Source organism: Streptomyces sp. NPDC037242 (genome assembly GCF_055604165.1).
Genome location: NZ_JBVJUY010000015.1, coordinates 80,325 through 98,819, shown reverse-complemented (window position 1 = coordinate 98,819; position 18,495 = coordinate 80,325). Strand labels below are relative to the sequence as shown.

Below are 18,495 nucleotides of genomic sequence, written 5' to 3'. Positions count from 1 at the left end.
CGCTCAGCCCTCCTGCGCCAGTACGGCACCCAGTTCGGACAGCAGCTCGCTGCCGCAGCCCAGGTAGGCGTCGAGCTGACGCCCCCACAGGAAATGCCGGTGTACCGGGTGGTCCAGGTCCGCGCCCATCCCGCCGTGCAGGTGCTGGCCGGCGTGCACGACCCGTTTGCCCGCCTCGGAGGCCCACCAGGCCGCCGTCAGCGCGTGTTCCCGCGCCGCGAACCCCTGGTCGATGCGCCAGGCCGCCTCGTACGTCGTGACCCGGATCGCCTCGGTGTCCATGTACGCGTCGGCCGCGCGCAGCATGACCCCCTGGTTGGTGGAGAGCGGCCGGCCGAACTGCTCGCGGGTGGACGTGTACTCCACGGCGCGGGCGAGCGAGCCCGCGCAGACGCCCGCCTGGAGTCCGGCGAAGGCGGTGCGCGCGACGGCGAGGATGTCGGCGTAGGCGTGCCCCTCGCCCTCCCCGCCCCCGATCCGCTCGGCCTCGGCGCCGGTCAGGGTGAGCCCTCCGGCCGCCCAGGGCGCGGTGGTGTCCACCGGCGAGACCCGCACGCCGGGCGCGTCGGTCCGTACGAGCCACAGGGCCCCGTCCGCGTCCGGGACCAATACGTGCGTGGCCTCGCGCAGCCAGGGCACGGCCGGGGCGGTGCCGCTGAGCCGGCCCGCCGTGGCGGTGATCCGGCCGCGGGCCGGGAAGGCGCCGGTGGCGACGGCCTCGCCCGTACCGAGTGCGGGGAGCAGGCGGGCCCGCTGCTCGGCGGTGCCGTGCCGGGCCACCGCGAGGACGCCGTAGACGCAGGTGGCGGCGTACGGGACCTGTGCGGTGGTGCGCCCCTGCTCCTCCAGCAGCAGCACCAGGCCGAGCAGGCCGATGTCCTCGACGGCGGCGATCAGACCGGCGGCGGAGAGGGCCTTCCACAGTTCGGCGTCGCTGCCGGTGCCCGCGGCGGCGAGGCGTTCGTGGGTGGCCAGGTCTCCGAAGATCCGGGCGGCGAGCCCGGCCGCGGCGGCCTGCTCCTCGGTGGGGTGGAAGTCCATCAGCCCTCACTTCCCCGGAAGACGGGCAGTTCCAGTTCCTCGTCCACGCGCAGGAACTCCAGTTGCACGGGCAGCCCGATGCGGACCTTGTCGTACGGGACTCCGGTGATGTTCGTGACCATCCGGACGCCCTCGGCGAGTTCGACCAGGGCCACCGCGTACGGCGGGTCGAAGGCCGGGAAGGGCGGGTGGTGCATGACGACGTAGCTGAAGACCGTGCCCGAGCCGCTCGCCTCGACGGTGTCCCAGCGCAGGCTCGCGCAGGCGTTGCAGCCGGGCAGCCAGGGGAAGCGGAGGGTCTCACAGTCGGTGCAGCGCTGGATGAGCAGCTTGTGCTCCCGAACCCCGTCCCAGAACCCCTGGTTGTCGCGGTTGACCACGGGACGAGGGCGCTGGGCCTGGGCCTTGGGCTTCTTCTCCCGCTTGGCGGCGGGCGCGAACTTCAGGATCCGGAAGCGGTGGGTCCCGGCGAGTTCGCCGTCCGCGCGGACGTCCATGCGGGTGGTGACGAAGTGGCCGGTGCCGAGCTTGGTCGTCTTGCGGGCCGACACGGACTCGATGACGGCGTCGAAGGTGACGGCGTCGCCGGGGCGCAGCGGACGCAGGTACTCCTGCTCGCAGTCGGTGGCGACCACGGAGGTGTAGCCGGCGCCGTCGAGGAGCGCGAAGAGGTCCTCGTAGGCGGGGGAGCGGTCGGTGTGGCCGGAGAGTCCGCCCATCGTCCAGGCCTGGAGCATGGTGGGCGGGGCGATGGCCTGCGGCCCGGTGTAGGCGGGGTTGGTGTCGCCCATCGCCTCGCACCAGTGGCGGATCATCGGCTCGTTGACGGCGTCCTTGGCCCGGCCCGCGGTGGCGGCGGGCCGCCCTTCGAAGGCCTTGAGCAGTTCGTGGAACCGGGCTGCCCCGTCGGCTTCCGCCGTCGGTGCGGCTTGCCCGGTCGGTCCGGCCTGCCCGGCCTGCGCGTGCGCGGTCATCGCTTCCTCCCCTTCATACCGAGCCGCATCATGGCGACGATCTCCCGCTGGACCTCGCTGACCCCACCGCCGAAGGTGTTGATCTGCGCGGCCCGGTTCATCCGCTCCAGCTCGCCGCCCGCGAAGGCGGCGGGCCCCCTGACGAGGGCTTCCTCTCCCACCACCTCCTGGCAGATCCGGTACACCTCGACGGTGGACTCGGTGCCCAGGAACTTCACGCCGCTCGCGTCCCCGGGTGCCAGGGTTCCGCCGCCGACGTCCTGTACGAGGCGCCAGTTGAGCAGGCGTACGGCCGCAAGGCGCGCGTGCGCCTCGGCCAGCCTGGCTTGCACCCAGGGCCGGTCCGCGGGGCGCTCGCCGGTGGCCGGATCGGGGGTGCGGGCGTGGCGGAGCGCGTGGGCGTAGAAGTCCTCGGCCTGCATGCCGATGGCGGCGAGGGCGACGCGCTCGTGGTTGAGCTGGTTCGTGATCAGGCCCCAGCCGCCGTGCTCGGGGCCGACGAGGTTGCCGGCGGGCACGCGGATGGAGTCGTAGTACGTGGCCGTGGTGGTGAGCCCGCCGACGGTGTCGATCGGGGTCCAGGCGAAGCCGGGGGCGTCGGTGGGCACCAGGATGATGGATATGCCCTTGTGCTTCGGGGCCTCGGGGTCGGTGCGGCAGGCGAGCCAGATCCAGTCGGCGTTCTGGGCGTTCGAGGTGAAGATCTTCTGCCCGTCGACGACCCAGTCGCCGTTGGGCCCGCCCTCGCGGACGGCACGGGTGCGCAGCGAGGCGAGGTCGGTGCCGGCCTCGGGCTCCGAGTACCCGATGGCGAAGACGATCTCCCCTCGGAGGATCCGGGGGAGGAAGAAGTCCTTCTGCTCCTGGGTCCCGTACTTCATGAGCGTCGGACCGACGGTGTTCAGGGTGACCATGGAGACGGGCGCTCCGGCCCGGTAGGCCTCGTCGAAGAACACGAACTGCTCGTCGGGGCCCCGGCCTTGGCCGCCGTACTCGGCGGGCCAGCCCAGCCCGAGCAGTCCGTCGGCGCCGATGCGGCGCAGCAGCGCGCGCTGCGCGGCCGGATCCTCGGGGACCCCCTCGGGCAGCAGATCCTGGAAGTACTCCCGCAGTTCGGCGCGCAGCCGCAACTGGCCTTCGGTCGGGGCGAGGTGCACGGCGCTGGCCTCCCGGCATCGCATCGTCAAGTGGAGCTGACTGTCCGTCAGATTCCTGTTGGATGTCAAGGCCGGAACGCGCGAGGGCGCCTGCGTTACCGGACCCCAGCCGGTCCGGTCGCACAGGCGCCCTCATCACAGTGAGCGGCTCAGGCCGCGGCTACCACCAGGGGTAGAAGTTCACCGCCACGGTGGAGTTGTGCTGCTCGATCGCCGTGAGGGCCGAGCCGTTGACCTGCGCAGTGTTGTTCTGGTTGGACGCACCGGAGCCGGTGGCAACCTGCTGCGAAGTGGAGGAGTTGCCGTGGTTGCTGCCACCCACGCCGCTGCCGATGATGCTGGCGACGCTCGCATTCGATCCGTCGTTCGCGAAGGAGCCGTTGTCGGCCGACGCCACCCCGCCGAACAGGGCGACGGCGAGGGGGAGAGCGGCGACAGCGGCGATGACGCGGGCGGTACGGATGCTTGCCATGTCTTGATCCTCCAGAAAACCGAAGTGGGGTTTGCTCCAAGGCAGTTGGCCGACCGCCTCGGTCGTTCCGTGTGGTGACGACGTCGCGATTCCAGAGTTGCCCACCGAATCCCCGGCGAACCACCCCGGAGTCTGCGATTCCCCCGCAAGCATGACCAACATCGGATAAACCCGGTTCGCGCCCCCTACGCCCCAGTTCAGCACCCCTGCCCCTGACGGAACTCCTGCCACGCATGAGCTGAACCGTTCCGCCAAACCCATCCGCCCCGGACATGCCGAAAAGGGCCGCGCCGTCCGGGAACCCCACCGTCTCCCGGGCCTGCGGCCCTGCAATGCCAAGCTTCGCGCCCCCTGCGCGCCCCCGGCGTCCGCCGGGGTGATCCGTCCGTGCCCCGCTCTCGGGGCACCCTCGCGGCGCGATCCGCGGTCATGACGTCGACCGGGCTCCAGCGCCTGTTGTTCCTGCCGTTGCTGCTGTCGTACGTACGCGGATCTACGCGGCGAGCGCCATCTCCCGGCGGGCGGCGGCTCGGGCACCGATGGCGGAGGCGACCTCGGCATCAAGGGTGCTGCAGGAGTCGGTGGCGAGGGCGGCGGCGGTGGTCGAGCGGCGGACGGACGGGGTCTTGCCGTGGGCCTCGGCGCGGATGCGCTGCTTGATGGTGGGCGGGAGCGAACCGCCCCGCATCATCGCCCGCCAGGTCCGCCGGGCCATCACCGCCGGCCGGCGCACGGCGGGGGCGACGGTGCCGTCGGCGCCGACGGAAGCGGCGGGGGAGGCGGCCGGAGCGGCCTTGGCGCCGAAGCCGAGGCCGGCGAAGAGGGCCACGAGCGCGGCGAGGACGCTGGTCCAGATCGACATGATGGTGCTGCGGTGAGCCATGACGGGTCCCTCATTTCGCGATGTTCCGACGGGCGGATCTGAATACATTCGTCATGATGCGACCGCAACCGCACCGCCCCCACCACGCGCGCCGATCTTCCGACAAACACCACCCAAAGAGGCTAAACCGAACCTTCAGAGCCCCCAAGTACGGCCTCGAAGGCCGCGTACGCCACCGCGTCGAAGAGCACGAACCGCACCTCCTCCACCTGGGTACGGGCCGCCCGTACGGTCTCCACCGCGATCCGCGCGCCGTCGTCCATGGGCCACCCGTAGACCCCGGTGGAGATCGCCGGGAACGCGACCGTACGGGCCCCCAGCCCGTCGGCGACCCGCAGGGATTCCCGGTAGCAGGAGGCCAGCAGCCCGGAGCGGTCCTCGTCCCGGGACCAGACGGGACCGACCGTGTGGATCACGTGCTCCGCCTGAAGCCGGCCGGCCGTGGTGGCGACGGCCCGGCCCGTCGGGAGGCCCTTGCCGTAGTGGGAGCGGCGCAGGTCCTCGCATGCGGCGAGGATCTCCGGCCCGCCCCGACGGTGGATGGCCCCGTCGACTCCCCCGCCGCCGAGCAGCGAGGAATTCGCGGCATTGACCAACGCGTCCGCCCGCTCCGCCGTGATGTCCCCCTGCACGAGAACGATGCGCATGACCTCGGATCCCTTCGCTGCCTTCTCCGCCTTCTCCGCCTTCGCCGGCTTCTGCCGTCGGCACCTGCCACCATCGCCGTGAACCGGCCCGGCGGCAACGGAGATACGCCCGGCCTCGGCCGGCGGCGCGATCAGCCGTTCAGGAACTCCCTCATGAGCGCGATGTCACGCAGATCCTTGTCGCGCCCACGACCGGTGGCCACGAATCCGGATTTCCACTCGAGCACCTTCTCCAGGGGCGCGAACCGCACGCCTTCGAATACCTCGGCATCCAGGATCAACGCGTCCACCGAGTAGTCGAACCACCCGTTCAGGATCTCGATCGATCCGTCGAACAGGACGATGTGCTGCGCCCATCCGAGCGGGGCTTCCCGGGGTGTTCCGAAATTCCTGGCGCGCTCCCAGGCGGCGCCGCGCACCACGACGTCGAGGTCTCCGACCTCCCGTCTGATGCCGTGCGCCAGGAGGGGGCCGCTCCCGAAAATCACATAGTCCTCGGCCGGGAGTTCCAGGGAGATCAGATTCTGGAAGTACGGGTGATTGCGAAGCATCGTACGCAGCCTCCTGGAGGCGTGATGACCCCAGCGCAATTCTGGTGGGGCCCGCCGCCCCAGGACCTACCCCGATCCGGCCGCGCCACGCTCGGGGGCGGACGGACCGACGACGAAGGGGCGCCCCCAGTTCCGGGACGCCCCTTCCGACCAGCGCTCACGCGCCGGCCTGCGGCGGTGGGTGTGGGATTTGAACCCACGGTGACATCGCTGCCACGACGGTTTTCAAGACCGTTCCCTTAGGCCGCTCGGGCAACCCACCTGGCCGGTACAGAGTACCGGCCGCGGCGGGTGGCCGGAGTCTGGCGATTTCGGTCCGCAGGTGGAACTTTGTCGGTAGCTTCCGTGCGCACGCCTGAACCTGCGTTCGATGAGGGGTGGACCGCCGTATGGCGAAGGAACTTCCGGAGAAATGGCAGCAAGTCGCCCCGGGGGCGGCCCCGGCCGAGCCTCTGCCAGGGGGCGAAGTACTCCAGCACAGCGCGGGGCCCTGGACGGTCGCCGCGCTCGTCGCATCCGACCTCCAAGTGAGCATGGACGCGGGTCTGGCCAAGCTCGCGGCCTCCCACGAGGGAGTGGCCGCCGGCGCCCGCGGGCTGGCTACGGTGATCGCCCTCGACGGGGTGAAGGCCTCCTGGGAGGAACGGATCAAGGCCGTACGCGGCGAATGCTCGGGCCTCTCCGCCATCCTCAAGGGCGTCGCCCAGGCACAGGGCGAGCTCGACAACACGATCGGCCGTCAGTTCCGCCGGATCGAGCACCGGAAGGACGGCTGACCGCGATGGTGTCCCTGCCTGATTTACGGGATCTGCGCCTGTCGGAGCTCACCGAAGCGGCCCAGGGATGGGCCGAGGTCAGCAACCGGGCACGTGCGGCCCGGGACGAGGTGTCCGCACGGATGATCAACCCGCTCCGCGACACGCAGCGGAGCGAGGCCGCGAAGGGGGCGTACAGGCAGCTGGACCGGTTGCGGAACAACTTCCAGTACGTCCACACCGAGGCAGGCCTCGTCCAGGCTGCCCTGAACGGCCTGGTCGAAGAACTGACCGGGCCCCAGAAACAGCTGACGCAGGCACTGCAGGAGGCACAGGCCGACTGTCTGAGCGTGCACGACGACGGCAGCGTCAGCTATCCCGCCTACACTCCCACCGAGCCCGGTGCCGAACCAAGACCCTCGGGCGTCCGCGAGGGAAAGAAGACCAAGGGCCTCTTCGGCGAGATTCCGCTGGGCATGGACGCGAAGAACCCGTACGCGCTGAAGGCCCGCGAGATCGCCGACCGCATAGCCCGGGCACTGGAGACCGCGAGCGCCGCCGACCGGATGTACGCGGGCTCGATGCGCAATCTCAAGGCAGAGAGCGGCCTCGACATCAACCAGAGCACCTGGCAGGACGTGGCGGGAGACCAGTGGTTCCTGCGGCTCGCGGCCAATGACGTCCTGCGGGACGACATCCCCCAGGGCAAGTCCCCCAACGAACGCCGGGTCTGGTGGGACAAGCTCACCCAGGAGCAGCGCAACCAGTACCTCGCGCTCTACCCGGAGATCGTCGGCAACCTCGACGGCATCCCGTCCGCCGCACGCGACGAGGCGAACCGCGCCTACCTGCCGATCCTCATCGCCAAGCTGCAAACCAGCGGCTGGGACCCCAACGCGGCAACCAAGATCGATGGCCTGCTCAGGATCCAGCAGAAGCTGAACGAGGGTGCGGAGCCGCCGATGTTCCTGCTGGCCGTCAGCGCGGAGGGCAACGGGCGGGCGGCCGTCGCCTTCAACAACCCCGACACCTCCCAGAACATCGGCGTGTACGTGCCCGGCACCAATACCCGGCTGGACACGAGCTTCGCGAGCGGAGACCTGAACCGCGCCAAGCAGATCGCCGTGGAGGCGGCCGGCGTGGACCCGAACACCACCACCTCCACCATCGCCTGGCTGGGCTACGACACCCCACAGGTCCGCGGTCCCTCGTGGTCGGCCGCGAGCGCCATTACCGGCACCGAGCTGGCCGAGCAGGGGGCTCCGGCCCTCAACTCCTTCATGGAGGGCATCGGCGCCACCAATACCTACGCGGGCCCCAACATCACGGCCATCGGGCATTCGTACGGAACGCTGGTCATCGGCGAAGCGAGCCAGCTGCGCCCCGGCGGCATCCCGTACGTCGACAACATCGTCCTGGTGGGCAGTCCCGGCGTGGGTCTGGAGCATGCCGGGGACCTGCGGATCGACAAGGAGCACGTGTTCGTCGGGGCCTCGGACAAGGACGTGATCACCGACCTCCCCTCGCAGGACGAGTCACGGCTCTCGGGGGTCCTGGGCGTAGCGGGTGCCGTGGTGGTGGCCCCGATCTTCGGACCGCAGGCCGGACGGGAGGCCGCCGAATTCGGAGTCGACCTGGGCAGGGACGTCTTCGACCTGGGCAACGACGACGTCTGGTTCGGCAAGGATCCGGCCAGCAAGGCGTTCGACGCCGAACGGTTCCCGACCGGCCCCATCGGGCACAGCGACTACTTCACCACCGAGGAGGGCGACAACCAGGAATCCGGGGACCACATCGCCGCCATCGTGGCCGGGCATCCCGAACGCGTGCCGAGGATCCCGCTGCGGTAGCCGCCGACAGCCGGCGGGGCGGCGTGGATACGCCGCCCCGCCGGCCCGTGGTCCGGAGTCAGGAGATCTGCGCCTTGTCGTACGCCGCCTTCGCCTCGTTGCCGAAGTACGGGCCGTACATGCGGTTCGGCAGGAACGTGTAGCCGAAGCTGTTCACCGAGACCTGGGTGCCCAGGCCCGTGGCCTCGTTGAAGTCCTGGAACCAGGGGCCGCCGCTGGAGCCGCCGGTCATGTTGCAGGCCAGGCTGTGGTCCTTGGTCAGCAGGAAGTCCTTGCCGCTGTTGCCGCTGCAGTAGACGAGCTTGGTGCCGTCGTAGGGCGCCGCCGCGGGGAAGCCGAAGGAGTACATCTTCTTGTTGTAGCCGCCGTTGAACGCGATGCCCTGTGCACCGACGACCTGGCTGAGCTTCTGGCCGTTCAGCGGGGCGACGACGGCGAGGCCGACGTCCATGTTCATGTCCTCGCTCGCCGCCCACTGGTCGGTCGCGAGGGTCTTCGTGGCCGACCACTGGCCGTAGGGCGCGTTCCCGTTGTTGTAGGCGGGGACGAAGACCCAGTTGGTGTGCCAGGCGCCCTGGTACTTCACGCAGTGCCCGGCGGTGATCACCGTGCTGCCGTTGGCACTGGTCACGGAGTCGCCGGAACACGACGCCGTCCTGTCACCCATGGTGAAGAAGACCCGGCCGGAGGTCTTCACCACCGCCCCGCCGCCCGTCCAGGCGCCGCCCGCCTGCGGGAACGCCGTGGGGGCCGCGGCAGGAGATCCCACCGACGACGCCGACGCGGACGCTGCCGTCGGCGGGATCTTCGTGGGGGCCGCCACCGTCACCGGGGCTGTCGTACGCAGCGTCCCCGGGGCCGCCGTGACGTCGAGCGGGGCGGCTCCGCGCATCCGCTCGGCCGTCCAGAAGCCCTGCGTGTGCTGCTGCTTGAACGACGCCGGGGTGTCGGAGGAGGGGGCGGCCGCCGCGGGGCCGGCCGCTGTCAGCGCGCCTGCGATCAGGGCGCCCGCCGCCAGGAGGACCGATGCTGCCGTGCGATGACGATTCACGCATGACTCCTTCTGCCGTGCCCGGGTCCCGTCGGACTCGGACAGGGTGGGGGTGAAGAGCTGTCGGTGCGGATCGGCAGCAGAGTGGCACGCGCGGGAGCAGATGTCAGGAGCCGGTCGGAACGTTCGGTCGGTTCAGGCCAGGATTTGGCCAACTCCCCTCCGTCCCCCGGTCATACGGTCAGCAGCACTCCCGCGTACGAGACGCCGGCCACCACCGCCCAGGCGCCCAGCCCCAGTACCGCGGCACGGCCGCCGGTCCGGGCCAGTGTGGGCAGGTGCACGGCGCTGCCGAGGCCGAACAGGGCCGCCCCGAGCAGCACCTCCTGTGCGGTGTGCGACCACTCCAGCGCCACGTCGGGCAGTACCCCGGTCGCCCGCACCGCGGCCGCCGCCAGGAACCCGGCCACGAACAGCGGCACCGGAGCCGGCCGGCGTCCCGAGGCCGTGCGCACCCCGCGCCGCCGGGCCCGTACGGAGAAGGCCACCGCGGCGACCAGCGGGGCCAGCAGCGCCACCCGCATCAGCTTGACCAGCACCGCCTCGCCGAGCGCGCCCGGCCCAGCGGTCTGGGCGGTGGCCACCACCTGGCCGACGTCGTGGACGCTCGCGCCCACCCAGCGTCCGAAGGCCGGGTCCGAGAGTCCGAGCGGCCCTTGCAGCAGGGGCAGCACCGCTATGGCGAGTGTCCCGCACAGGGTGACCAGTGCGACCGAAGAGGCCACGTCCTCCTCGTCGCTCCCGGACACCTCGCTCACCGCCCCGATGGCAGAGGCTCCGCAGATCGAGTACCCGGTGGCGATCAACAGCGGCTGATCCCCGGGGAGTCCGAGCCTGCGGCCCAGCCAGAGCGTGCCGAGGAAGGTGGCCGCGACCACCACCGCCACCATCGCCACCGTGGCCCAGCCCAGTTCGAGCACCTGGTCCAGGCCGAGCGCGAGACCCAGCAGGACGATGCCGATCCGCATCAGCCGCCGCCCGGCCAGGGAGAGCCCCGGGCGGGCGGTTCCCCGTACGAAGACCCGTAGACGCGGGACATGGGCCACGGTGATGCCCAGCAGCACCGATGCCGTCAGCATCGGCACGGCCGGGACCAGCCGGTGCACGCACCAGGCAACGAGGACGCCCGCGGCCGCCAGCGCCAACCCGGGCCACTGGGACGATGTTTCACGTGAAACATGCCGGACCGACGCGCCCTGCGGGCGGTTGAGGAGAGCCATCAGTCGCAGCTGTCGACGGGGTGGGTGTAGACGCGCCGGATGCTGGTGCCGAGCCGGGAGACGTCGGCTCCGTAGACGTGGATGGATATCGCCTTGGTGCGACAGGAGTTGCGCACCTTGTGTATGTCTCCGGGCGGGGCGAATCCGCAGACCTCGCCCTGGGCGTTGACCACATCCTCGGTGGCGACCAGCCGGGCGGATGCCGCACCGGGCGCGAGCCGGTAGCGCCGTTCGCTCTCCTCGCCCTGGTGCACCCCGGCCACGCACCAGGACACGTGGTCGTGGATGCAGGTCTCCTGCCCGGGCAGCCACACCAGCGCGACCAGCGAGAAGCTGCCGTCGGACTCGGCGTGCAGGATGTGCTGCCGGTAGCGGTCCGCGGCCCCCTCCTGCTGCGCCTCGGTCAGGAGGTCGGGCGCACCCAGATGCGGCGCGAGGCGCTCGCCGACCAGGTAGGCGGTCAGGTCGGGGGCCAGCCCCCGGTCCACTACCGTGCGGATCTCACTGACGAGGGCGGCCATCCTCGCGGTCGTACGGGCCGGCGTGGTGGTGGTCATATGGGCAGCGTCCTGCCGTTGATCCATCACGTCCAACGACAGTTCTGACCGGATTTCCCAAGCTCGGCTTATGTGTTGGTGGGACGCTGCTCAGCAGCCGACCCGGTTCGCCGCCACCTGTTTCAGTACGTCCAGCACCACGGCGGTCGCCGGTATCCGCAGATGGTCGCGGTAGACGTAGGCGGCGATATGCCGGCGGGAGGCGGGCTGGAGGGGCCGTCCGCACACCCGGCTCAGCGACAGCGAGGGCAGGACCAGCGCGGGCATCATGGCTACGCCCAGGCCCTGTGCGACCAGGCTCTGCACCACGAGGTTGTCGTCGGTGGCGAAGCGGATGTCGGGTACGAAGCCCAGTTCCGCGCACTCGTGCAGCAGGTTCGCCCGGCAGCGCGGACAGCCCGCGATCCACCGCTCCTCGGCCAGGTCCGCGAGGTGCACGGCCCGCCGCCGGGCCAGCGGGTGCCCGGTCGGCAGGAGCACCGTCAGCTGGTCCTCCAGCAGCTTGACCTCGGCGACCTCGTCTGGGACCTCCTCGTGCAGCCCCGGATAGGTGAAGGCCAGGGTGATGTCGCACTCCCCGCGCTCCAGCCGGCGGAGCGAATCCGGGGGCTCCCCCTCCAGCAGTTCCACCTGGATGCCCGGGTGGTCCTTGGCCAGGGCGCTCAGGGCTTCGGGGACGAGGGTGACGTTGGCGCTGGGGAAGCCGCAGAGCCGGACCCGGCCGGTGCGTAGGCGGGCATAGGCCTTGAGCTGGGCCTCGGCGGCGGAGAGGCTGCCGAGGATGGACTCGGCGTGGCGGGCCAGGGACCGGCCGGCCTCGGTCAGCTGCATCCTGCGGCCGACGCGGGTGAACAGCGGGGTGCCGACAGCGCGTTCGAGCGCCTTCATCTGCTGGGTGATGGCCGGCTGGGTGTACCCCAGGACGCGTGCGGCCGCCGAGTAGGACCCCGAGGCGACCACCTCGTGGAAAGTCCGGATGTGCCGCGAATCGAACACCCGTGAAGCATAAGCGGACGTTGGGAGGGGCCGTAGGTGGAATCCCGCCTACGGCCCCTGTCCATCAGGCCATCGCCGCCCGTGTCTTACGGGCTACTCGTCACCGCGCGCGGCTTAAGGGCTACTTGTCGCCGATCCGCGAGCCGAGGGTGATGTCCACGGTGGTCGGCTTGCCACCGCGCAGGTAGGTCAGCTTCACCGTGTCGCCGGGCTTGTACGTCCAGATCATGCTGATCAGGGTCGGGCCGCTGTCGACCGGCCGGCCGCCGAACTCGGTGATGGTGTCGCCGGGCTTGAGGCCCGCCTTGCCGGCCGGGCCGTTGGGGTCGACCAGCTCGTTGGCCGCCGCGCCGCTCTCGGAGATCTTGGCGCCCTCGGCCTTGGACTGGAGGTCCACGGACACCGAGATGACCGGGTAGACCGGCTTGCCCGTCTTGATCAGCTGCTCGGCCACGTTCTTCGCCTGGTTGATCGGGATGGCGAAACCGAGGCCGATCGAGCCGGCCTGGCCGCCACCGAAGCCGCCGCTGCCGGCGGACTGGATGGCGGAGTTGATGCCGATGACCGCGCCGCGCCCGTCGAGCAGCGGACCGCCGGAGTTGCCCGGGTTGATCGAGGCGTCCGTCTGCAGCGCGCTCATGTACGAACTCTTGCCGCCGGAGCCGTCACCGGAGGCCACCGGGCGGTTCTTGGCGCTGACGATGCCCGTGGTGACCGTGTTGGACAGGCCGAAGGGCGCGCCGATCGCGATGGTCGAGTCGCCGACGGCGACCTTCTCGGAATCGCCGAGCGGCAGCGGCTTGAGGCCGGCCGGCGGGGTCTTCAGCTTGATGACCGCGACGTCGTAGCCCTGGGCCTTGCCGACGACCTCGGCGTCGTACTTCTTGCCGTCGGAGAAGGTCGCGCTGAGCTTCCCGCCGTTGGCGGCGGAGGCCACCACGTGGTTGTTGGTGAGGATGTGGCCCTGCTGGTCGTAGACGAAGCCGGTGCCGGTGCCGCCCTCGCCGTCGCCGGCCGAGGCCTCGATGGTGACCACGCTGGGCAGCGCGGCTGCGGCCAGGCCCGCGATGGAGCCGGCCTCGCGCTTGACGTCCTTGGGGGTGCTGGCGCTGATGGTGGTCGAGCCGGAGCCGTTGCTGCTGCGGTCCGCGGCCCAGTAGCCGACACCGCCGCCGACGCCGCCCGCGAGGAGGGCCGCTGCGAGTACGCCCGCGATCAGGCCGCCCTTGCCCTTCGGCTTGGGCTGCGGGGTGCCGTCGGCGCCCAGGGGCACGCCCCAGGTGCCGCCGCCCTGGCCGTCGCCGGCCCCGTACGCGGGAACCGCCGGCGGAGGGGGCGGCCAGCCGCCGGCTCCGTACGCGGCCGGGGCGGGGGCCTGCGGGGCCGGGGCCTGCGGCGCGGCGGGCTGGGCGTAGGCCGGGGCGGGCGGGATCTGCTGCGTCGGCTCGGTACCGGGCGCGGGCGCCGGCGTCGGCGGGAGCTGCTGCGTCACCGGCTCGGCGGGTACCGGAGCCGGGGCGACCGGCGCGGGTACCGGAGCCGGAGCCGCGACAGGGGCCGGGGCAGGCGGTTCGACCGGCGCGGGTACGGGCGCCTCGGGGGCAGGAGCGGCCACCGGGGGTACGGGCGGGGCCGCGGGGGGCATCGGGGCCGCGGTGCCCTCGTTCTCGGTGCTCACAGCGCTCTCTCCTCGTCACACACGGCTTCAGGTGAATCTGGCGATATCGGTCCGACTGAACGTTCGACGCACCGTACAAGTTCCAGGGCAAAGCCTTTCCCATGACCCGTCAGAGCACTGTAAGCCGGACCTGTGCGTCTCCCCCTATCCTTTATCTCCGACATTTCGGACGCATCCGCAGAAGCGCCCACAGGGCTCCGCACGACACCGGAGGGCCTCTCGGTGGCACCATGACCCGGTGACCCACGCAACGCCGCGCCCCATCCAGGTCGTCGCCCACCGCGGCGCCTCGGAGGATGCCCCCGAACACACCCTGGCCGCGTACCGCAAGGCCATCGAGGACGGGGCCGACGCCCTCGAATGCGATGTCCGACTGACGGCCGACGGCCATCTGGTCCTGGTCCACGACCGCAGGGTGAACCGCACGTCCAACGGCCGCGGGGCCGTCTCCGCCCTGGAGCTCGCCGATCTCGCCGCCCTCGACTTCGGCTCCTGGAAGGACCGCGAGGAGTCCCCCGACTGGGACGCCGACCCCGAGCGCACCTCCGTACTCACCCTGGAGCGGCTGCTGGAGCTGGTCGCGGACGCCGGCCGCCCGGTGCAGCTGGCGATCGAGACGAAGCACCCGACCCGCTGGGCCGGACAGGTGGAGGAACGGCTGCTCTTCCTCCTCAAGCGCTTCGGCCTGGACGCCCCCGCCTCCGAGGGCCCGCACCCGGTCCGGGTGATGAGTTTCTCCGCCCGCTCCCTGCACCGGGTACGGGCGGCCGCGCCGACGATCCCGACCGTGTACCTGATGCAGTTCATCTCACCCCGGATGCGCGACGGGCGGCTGCCGGCCGGCGTACGGATCGCGGGTCCGGGCATGCGGATCGTGCGCAGCCACCCCGGGTTCATCCGCAAGCTTCAGGCCGCGGGTCACTCCGTACACGTGTGGACCGTAAACGAGCCAGAAGACGTTCAGCTCTGCGCTGATCTGGGTGTAGAAGCGATCATCACGAACAGACCGCGTCAGGTTCTGTCACAACTAGGGCGCTGACGTCCCCTTTTGCGCACCCACCACTCCCACCCCGTCCGTTACGGGGTGTGCCCCGGCGCATCCGCTCCGCATTCGCTCGTCATGAATGCGTCAGGGGGCTCCACTCCGGCGGTTTCCGGTCCAGGCCATTGGGGCATCCAGACCATGCGTGGGGCTAAGGAGGTTCCGGGGGTGGCGTTGGTGGTGGCACAGGAAGTGCCCACGTCGTCGTGCATGGACGTACGCCATGGTCCTGCGGGCGTGGGCGAGGCGAGACACCGGATGCGCGAGCAGTTGCGCATCAGCGGGGTGTCCGAATCGGTCGTTGACGACGCCGTTCTGATCCTTTCCGAACTTCTCAGCAATGCCTGCCGACACGGCAGACCGCTGGGCGCACGGGAGATCGGGGACGGAGAGATACGCGCCTCATGGCGCGTCGACAAGGCGGGACGGCTGACGGTCGAGGTCACGGACGGGGGCGGACCGACCCGCCCGGTTCCGGCCACGCCATCGGTCACCGCACGGGGCGGTCGGGGGCTGAACATCATCAGCGCCCTGGCCCAGGACTGGGGTGTCCGGGACGGAGCGGCGGGTGAGGTCACCGTGTGGGTGATCGTTGCCTGTGGGCCCCGGCACGAGGATTTCGCTACGCGCGTTGCGCCCCCGGCGATCGACTTCAGTACGGCTTTCGACGAACTGAACCAGCTGGACCAACTGGACCAACTGGAACCGCTGAATCAACTCGATCCCTGAGTCGGGATCCGAGCAATATCGAGCAGTACCGGTCATCCGTGCACATGCGGCCGTCCGGGAGCGCACGCCGACCGTGCTCCCGGCCGCACCCCACCGGTTCCGGCGGTACGAACGGCTAGGCTCGCGCCCAGACACAACGCCGTACCGCCGCAACCGGGAGACACCCACGATGGCCAAGAAGCGCCCCGCAGCGAAGTCTGCAAAGCCGCAGCTCAACAACGGGGAAATCCCTGTGGTGGGTGCTCGCGAGCCCTGCCCCTGCGGATCCGGGCGCCGTTACAAGGCCTGCCACGGCGCGGCCGCCGCGCACGCCGTCACCGAGCACGTGCGGCGCCCGTTCGAGGGCCTGCCGGGCGAGTGCGACTGGGTGGCGCTGCGCGAGCTCGTGCCCGCGGCCACCGTCCCGCTCACCCTCAAGGGCGGCCTGCCCGAAGGCGTTCCGTCCGTCACGCTGGTGACCGTGCTGCCGATGGCGTGGCCTGCGCTGCGCCGCGAGGACGGCTCCGTCCTGCTCGGCCTCCAGAACGACTCGACCACCGGGGACCTCGGCCGCGACATGGCCGACACCCTGGAGCGCGCCCTCGCCACGGAGCCGGGCAACCCCGTCACGGCCCACCGGGTGCCCGCCGAGGGCCCCCGACTTCAGGATCTCCTCGACACGGACGGCGTTTTCGAGCCGGTTGTGCACAGCGGCTTCGAATTCTGGATTCCGGATGCGGAGAGCGCCCAGAGCGCCTCCCCGGAGATCGCCGCCTCGCTGGAGCGCGCCAACGCGGCCGCCATCCCGACCGTCAAGCTCGCCGGCGTGGACGCCGCCTACTGGTGCGAGACGCCGGACAAGAACCACCTGCGCTGGGTCATGCCGCACCCCGAGGAGAAGCTGCTCGACGCCCTGGCGCGACTGCACGCGACCGGTACGTCCTCGCTCGGCGAGGGCACCAAGCTCGTCGGTTCCTTCCGTGCGCACGGCCTGATGGTCCCCGTCTGGGACCTGCCCACCGGCGTCACGGCCGACGACGTGGAGAAGCCGGCGGCGGAGTTCGCGGAGCGGCTGGCCACGGCCCTGGCCACGGACTCCCCGCTGACCACGGAGGAGCGCCGGGCGCGCGGCGGGCTCACCAACCGCCAGGTGACGCTCAGCTGACGGGCGCACACCGGGGGTTCGGTGACGGGTGTCACAACTCCCGCTAATCGCCTGCAAATCGATGTCTGAATATCAGAGATCGAATTTGCGAACAGGCGATCTCTTGTTACCGTTCTTGTAGCCCGGTCGCTGGTGCATCCCCCGTCGCCAGCGACCGGGCCCTTCCATTTCCGGTGGCGCTCAACCGTCGCCCGGTGCCGGTGAGTTGCTCCCGGACCGCAGGAGCAGTGCCCCTTCATCATCCGGAACTGCAAACTCCGCTACGGCCGAGTAGCCGTCCGGTTCTCCCGCCGAAGCCTCCCTCGGCGTCTCGCACAGCCCCGGCTCGTCACCCGCGCCGACCGCGCAGCGGATCTGCACCGTCCGCCCGGCCGGCCCCATGACCGTCAGCACTGCTTCGAGGGCGCGCCCGCTCGTGTTGCGGTAGTAGCTGCGCCCCCAGGTCTGCCCCTCGCCGACCAGGATGCAGGTCTGCGCCTCCACCCCCTGGGGGGAGGACAGTTCGGGACCGCACCGGGAATCCGTACGGGGCTGCTCGGGCGGACCCGGCCGAGCCGGTTCGGGCGCGGCCGCCGACGGGGGCGCCGCTGCGGACCGGCCGGGCTCGGGGTCGGCGAGCCCGAGGGAGGAGAGCACCCCGCCACCTTTTCCGTCGTCCAGACCGGCGAAATCCGGTCCGGCGATCGCCCCGGCGAGCGGGAGCGACAAGATGATCAGCACACCGGCGCCGATACCGATCAAGCGGAGATTCATTCGCCGAAGATAGCGAGGCGGGAATCGGGCACGGAGATCCCCGCGCCCAATTCCCTTGGAAACTCGTCCTGCTGGCACCCGTACGAGTGATCCGACTGTGCTCCGTACGTCAACTCCGCACGCCGGCTCGCACGTCAGTACGCAAGCCGGCTGCCGCCGCCGGAGGCCCCGGTGCTCGCCTCGACCAGCGCGTCCACGACCGCCTCGACCTCCGGCAGCCAGACGCTCCCGGCCGCCGCGGGCTCCCGCTCCCAGCGCACCTGACCCCCGCCGGACGCGGCGGAGGGCGGCAGCAGCAGGTAGCCGCCCTCGCCGTGGAAGCGCAGCGAGGAGGGCACGTGATCCTTGGCGTAGAGCAGTTCGCCGAGCCGTTCCAGGGAGTACGGCGCCACCAGCAGCGACCACCGGGTGGGGGTCGCCACGATCGGCCCGAGCCGCATGCCTTGTGCGTGCAGGCGTGCGACGGCCCGCGCGGCCGCGGCGGCGGGCAGGCTGACCGCGCACGGCGCGGTCCCGCCGGTGGCGAGCAGGACGGAGGCGGTGGGCCGGTTGGTCCACCACCAGGACACCATCCGGGGGTCGGTGGTGGCCGCGAGCAGCCCCGGGTCGAAGGGGTGCGCGCCGGGCACGACGCAGTCGGGGTCGGGGCAGGCGCACCGCGCACTGTCGGCGGCGGACCGTCCGACGCCCGGCAGAACGGGCCACTGCCAGGCGGTGGCGCAGGTCAGCGCCGCGCCGAGGAGGGGGAGAGCCGACGGCTCGCTCCGCCGTGGGGCGGGGCGCAGGGATTGCAAGCGATCGCGGAGCCGCTGGAGACGCCTTCCGAGGATCTCGCGCATCAGCGCTCGTTCCTTTCCGTTGAACGTCGAGGGCCACATCACACCATGTAAGCGGTGTTTCACCACACGTACACGTTTCGCGTCACTGTCCGCCTGAAGCAGGTTCACACGGTTCGTGCAGTTTTCTTGCGGGTCCATGGAACGTCCGGCGGGGCC

Annotated in this window: 19 protein-coding genes and 1 tRNA gene; 5 read left to right on the top strand and 15 right to left on the bottom strand. The window is 71.0% G+C overall.

Annotated elements, in window-relative coordinates; translation table 11 throughout:
* Positions 1-3: 3 nt before the first annotated feature.
* The 8 genes from ACZ7GJ_RS19590 to ACZ7GJ_RS19555 form a co-directional block, all read right to left on the bottom strand.
* Positions 4-1,041, bottom strand: a complete 1,038-nt coding sequence (locus tag ACZ7GJ_RS19590; RefSeq protein ID WP_470753240.1) for an acyl-CoA dehydrogenase family protein — start codon at positions 1,039-1,041, stop codon at positions 4-6.
* Entirely contained in the window at positions 1,041-2,015 is a 975-nt protein-coding gene (locus ACZ7GJ_RS19585) for a bifunctional MaoC family dehydratase N-terminal/OB-fold nucleic acid binding domain-containing protein (RefSeq protein ID WP_470753238.1), read from the bottom strand. Before ACZ7GJ_RS19585 ends, ACZ7GJ_RS19590 begins: the two co-directional genes overlap by 1 nt.
* A complete protein-coding gene (locus ACZ7GJ_RS19580) occupies positions 2,012-3,172 on the bottom strand; it encodes an acyl-CoA dehydrogenase family protein (RefSeq protein WP_470753364.1) in 1,161 nt (386 codons plus the stop codon). The genes ACZ7GJ_RS19585 and ACZ7GJ_RS19580 overlap by 4 nt, the downstream gene beginning before the upstream one ends.
* A 160-nt stretch (positions 3,173-3,332) precedes the next feature.
* Complete coding sequence (locus tag ACZ7GJ_RS19575) at positions 3,333-3,644, bottom strand: hypothetical protein (RefSeq protein WP_470753236.1); 312 nt, start codon at positions 3,642-3,644, stop codon at positions 3,333-3,335.
* A gap of 493 nt (positions 3,645-4,137) precedes the next feature.
* Positions 4,138-4,527, bottom strand: coding sequence for a DUF6344 domain-containing protein (locus tag ACZ7GJ_RS19570; protein WP_470753235.1), 390 nt, complete (start codon positions 4,525-4,527; stop codon positions 4,138-4,140).
* Between the two features lie 122 nt (positions 4,528-4,649).
* Complete coding sequence (locus ACZ7GJ_RS19565; protein WP_470753232.1) at positions 4,650-5,174, bottom strand: O-acetyl-ADP-ribose deacetylase; 525 nt, start codon at positions 5,172-5,174, stop codon at positions 4,650-4,652.
* Between the two features lie 131 nt (positions 5,175-5,305).
* Positions 5,306-5,725: a hypothetical protein gene (locus tag ACZ7GJ_RS19560; RefSeq protein ID WP_470753231.1), complete on the bottom strand. Its 420-nt coding sequence runs from the start codon at positions 5,723-5,725 to the stop codon at positions 5,306-5,308.
* Positions 5,726-5,900: 175 nt separating this feature from the next.
* Positions 5,901-5,987 (bottom strand) — tRNA-Ser (locus tag ACZ7GJ_RS19555).
* A 127-nt stretch (positions 5,988-6,114) separates the two neighbouring features.
* On the opposite strand from ACZ7GJ_RS19555, the gene ACZ7GJ_RS19550 reads away from it, so the two are divergent.
* Positions 6,115-6,501, top strand: coding sequence for a hypothetical protein (locus ACZ7GJ_RS19550; protein ID WP_470753230.1), 387 nt, complete (start codon positions 6,115-6,117; stop codon positions 6,499-6,501).
* A gap of 5 nt (positions 6,502-6,506) precedes the next feature.
* On the top strand, positions 6,507-8,330 hold the full coding sequence (locus tag ACZ7GJ_RS19545; protein WP_470753228.1) for an alpha/beta hydrolase: 1,824 nt from the start codon (positions 6,507-6,509) through the stop codon (positions 8,328-8,330).
* 58 nt (positions 8,331-8,388) lie between these two features.
* Here ACZ7GJ_RS19545 and ACZ7GJ_RS19540 read toward each other — a convergent pair whose 3' ends face one another.
* The 5 genes from ACZ7GJ_RS19540 to ACZ7GJ_RS19520 form a co-directional block, all read right to left on the bottom strand.
* On the bottom strand, positions 8,389-9,381 hold the full coding sequence (locus ACZ7GJ_RS19540; RefSeq protein ID WP_470753226.1) for a trypsin-like serine peptidase: 993 nt from the start codon (positions 9,379-9,381) through the stop codon (positions 8,389-8,391).
* 173 nt (positions 9,382-9,554) lie between these two features.
* Complete coding sequence (locus ACZ7GJ_RS19535; protein WP_470753224.1) at positions 9,555-10,601, bottom strand: YeiH family protein; 1,047 nt, start codon at positions 10,599-10,601, stop codon at positions 9,555-9,557.
* Positions 10,601-11,158: a cysteine dioxygenase family protein gene (locus ACZ7GJ_RS19530; protein WP_470753223.1), complete on the bottom strand. Its 558-nt coding sequence runs from the start codon at positions 11,156-11,158 to the stop codon at positions 10,601-10,603. The genes ACZ7GJ_RS19535 and ACZ7GJ_RS19530 overlap by 1 nt, the downstream gene beginning before the upstream one ends.
* Before the next feature lie 90 nt (positions 11,159-11,248).
* Positions 11,249-12,154 carry a LysR family transcriptional regulator gene (locus ACZ7GJ_RS19525; protein ID WP_470753222.1) on the bottom strand — a complete coding sequence of 302 codons (906 nt, stop codon included), beginning with the start codon at positions 12,152-12,154 and terminating at the stop codon, positions 11,249-11,251.
* Between the two features lie 121 nt (positions 12,155-12,275).
* Positions 12,276-13,832 (bottom strand): S1C family serine protease, encoded by a 1,557-nt coding sequence (locus ACZ7GJ_RS19520; RefSeq protein ID WP_470753220.1) that lies wholly within the window; start codon positions 13,830-13,832, stop codon positions 12,276-12,278.
* A gap of 238 nt (positions 13,833-14,070) precedes the next feature.
* Between ACZ7GJ_RS19520 and ACZ7GJ_RS19515 the strand changes: the two genes are divergently transcribed.
* The 3 genes from ACZ7GJ_RS19515 (at position 14,071) to ACZ7GJ_RS19505 (ending at position 16,747) form a co-directional block, all read left to right on the top strand.
* Entirely contained in the window at positions 14,071-14,871 is an 801-nt protein-coding gene (locus tag ACZ7GJ_RS19515) for a glycerophosphodiester phosphodiesterase (RefSeq protein WP_470753219.1), read from the top strand.
* 171 nt (positions 14,872-15,042) lie between these two features.
* Complete coding sequence (locus ACZ7GJ_RS19510) at positions 15,043-15,603, top strand: ATP-binding protein (protein WP_470753218.1); 561 nt, start codon at positions 15,043-15,045, stop codon at positions 15,601-15,603.
* 169 nt (positions 15,604-15,772) lie between these two features.
* Positions 15,773-16,747, top strand: a complete 975-nt coding sequence (locus ACZ7GJ_RS19505) for a DUF5926 family protein (protein WP_470753217.1) — start codon at positions 15,773-15,775, stop codon at positions 16,745-16,747.
* 180 nt (positions 16,748-16,927) lie between these two features.
* Here the strand turns inward: ACZ7GJ_RS19505 and ACZ7GJ_RS19500 are convergent, their stop codons facing one another.
* Together ACZ7GJ_RS19500 and ACZ7GJ_RS19495 are read right to left on the bottom strand one after the other, a co-directional pair.
* A complete protein-coding gene (locus tag ACZ7GJ_RS19500) occupies positions 16,928-17,500 on the bottom strand; it encodes a hypothetical protein (protein ID WP_470753216.1) in 573 nt (190 codons plus the stop codon).
* 134 nt (positions 17,501-17,634) lie between these two features.
* A complete protein-coding gene (locus tag ACZ7GJ_RS19495; protein ID WP_470753215.1) occupies positions 17,635-18,339 on the bottom strand; it encodes a bifunctional DNA primase/polymerase in 705 nt (234 codons plus the stop codon).
* Positions 18,340-18,495: the final 156 nt, after the last annotated feature.

Bases quoted from the DNA above. Each gene is read 5' to 3' on its own strand.
- ACZ7GJ_RS19565 (WP_470753232.1), bottom strand. From the start codon at position 5,174: ATGCGCATCGTTCTCGTGCAGGGGGACATCACGGCGGAGCGGGCGGAC.
- ACZ7GJ_RS19570 (WP_470753235.1), bottom strand. From the start codon at position 4,527: ATGGCTCACCGCAGCACCATCATGTCGATCTGGACCAGCGTCCTCGCC.
- ACZ7GJ_RS19500 (WP_470753216.1), bottom strand. From the start codon at position 17,500: ATGAATCTCCGCTTGATCGGTATCGGCGCCGGTGTGCTGATCATCTTG.
- ACZ7GJ_RS19585 (WP_470753238.1), bottom strand. From the start codon at position 2,015: ATGACCGCGCACGCGCAGGCCGGGCAGGCCGGACCGACCGGGCAAGCC.
- ACZ7GJ_RS19575 (WP_470753236.1), bottom strand. From the start codon at position 3,644: ATGGCAAGCATCCGTACCGCCCGCGTCATCGCCGCTGTCGCCGCTCTC.
- ACZ7GJ_RS19535 (WP_470753224.1), bottom strand. From the start codon at position 10,601: ATGGCTCTCCTCAACCGCCCGCAGGGCGCGTCGGTCCGGCATGTTTCA.
- ACZ7GJ_RS19530 (WP_470753223.1), bottom strand. From the start codon at position 11,158: ATGACCACCACCACGCCGGCCCGTACGACCGCGAGGATGGCCGCCCTC.
- ACZ7GJ_RS19550 (WP_470753230.1), top strand. From the start codon at position 6,115: ATGGCGAAGGAACTTCCGGAGAAATGGCAGCAAGTCGCCCCGGGGGCG.
- ACZ7GJ_RS19505 (WP_470753217.1), top strand. From the start codon at position 15,773: ATGGCCAAGAAGCGCCCCGCAGCGAAGTCTGCAAAGCCGCAGCTCAAC.
- ACZ7GJ_RS19495 (WP_470753215.1), bottom strand. From the start codon at position 18,339: ATGCGCGAGATCCTCGGAAGGCGTCTCCAGCGGCTCCGCGATCGCTTG.
- ACZ7GJ_RS19590 (WP_470753240.1), bottom strand. From the start codon at position 1,041: ATGGACTTCCACCCCACCGAGGAGCAGGCCGCCGCGGCCGGGCTCGCC.
- ACZ7GJ_RS19545 (WP_470753228.1), top strand. From the start codon at position 6,507: ATGGTGTCCCTGCCTGATTTACGGGATCTGCGCCTGTCGGAGCTCACC.
- ACZ7GJ_RS19560 (WP_470753231.1), bottom strand. From the start codon at position 5,725: ATGCTTCGCAATCACCCGTACTTCCAGAATCTGATCTCCCTGGAACTC.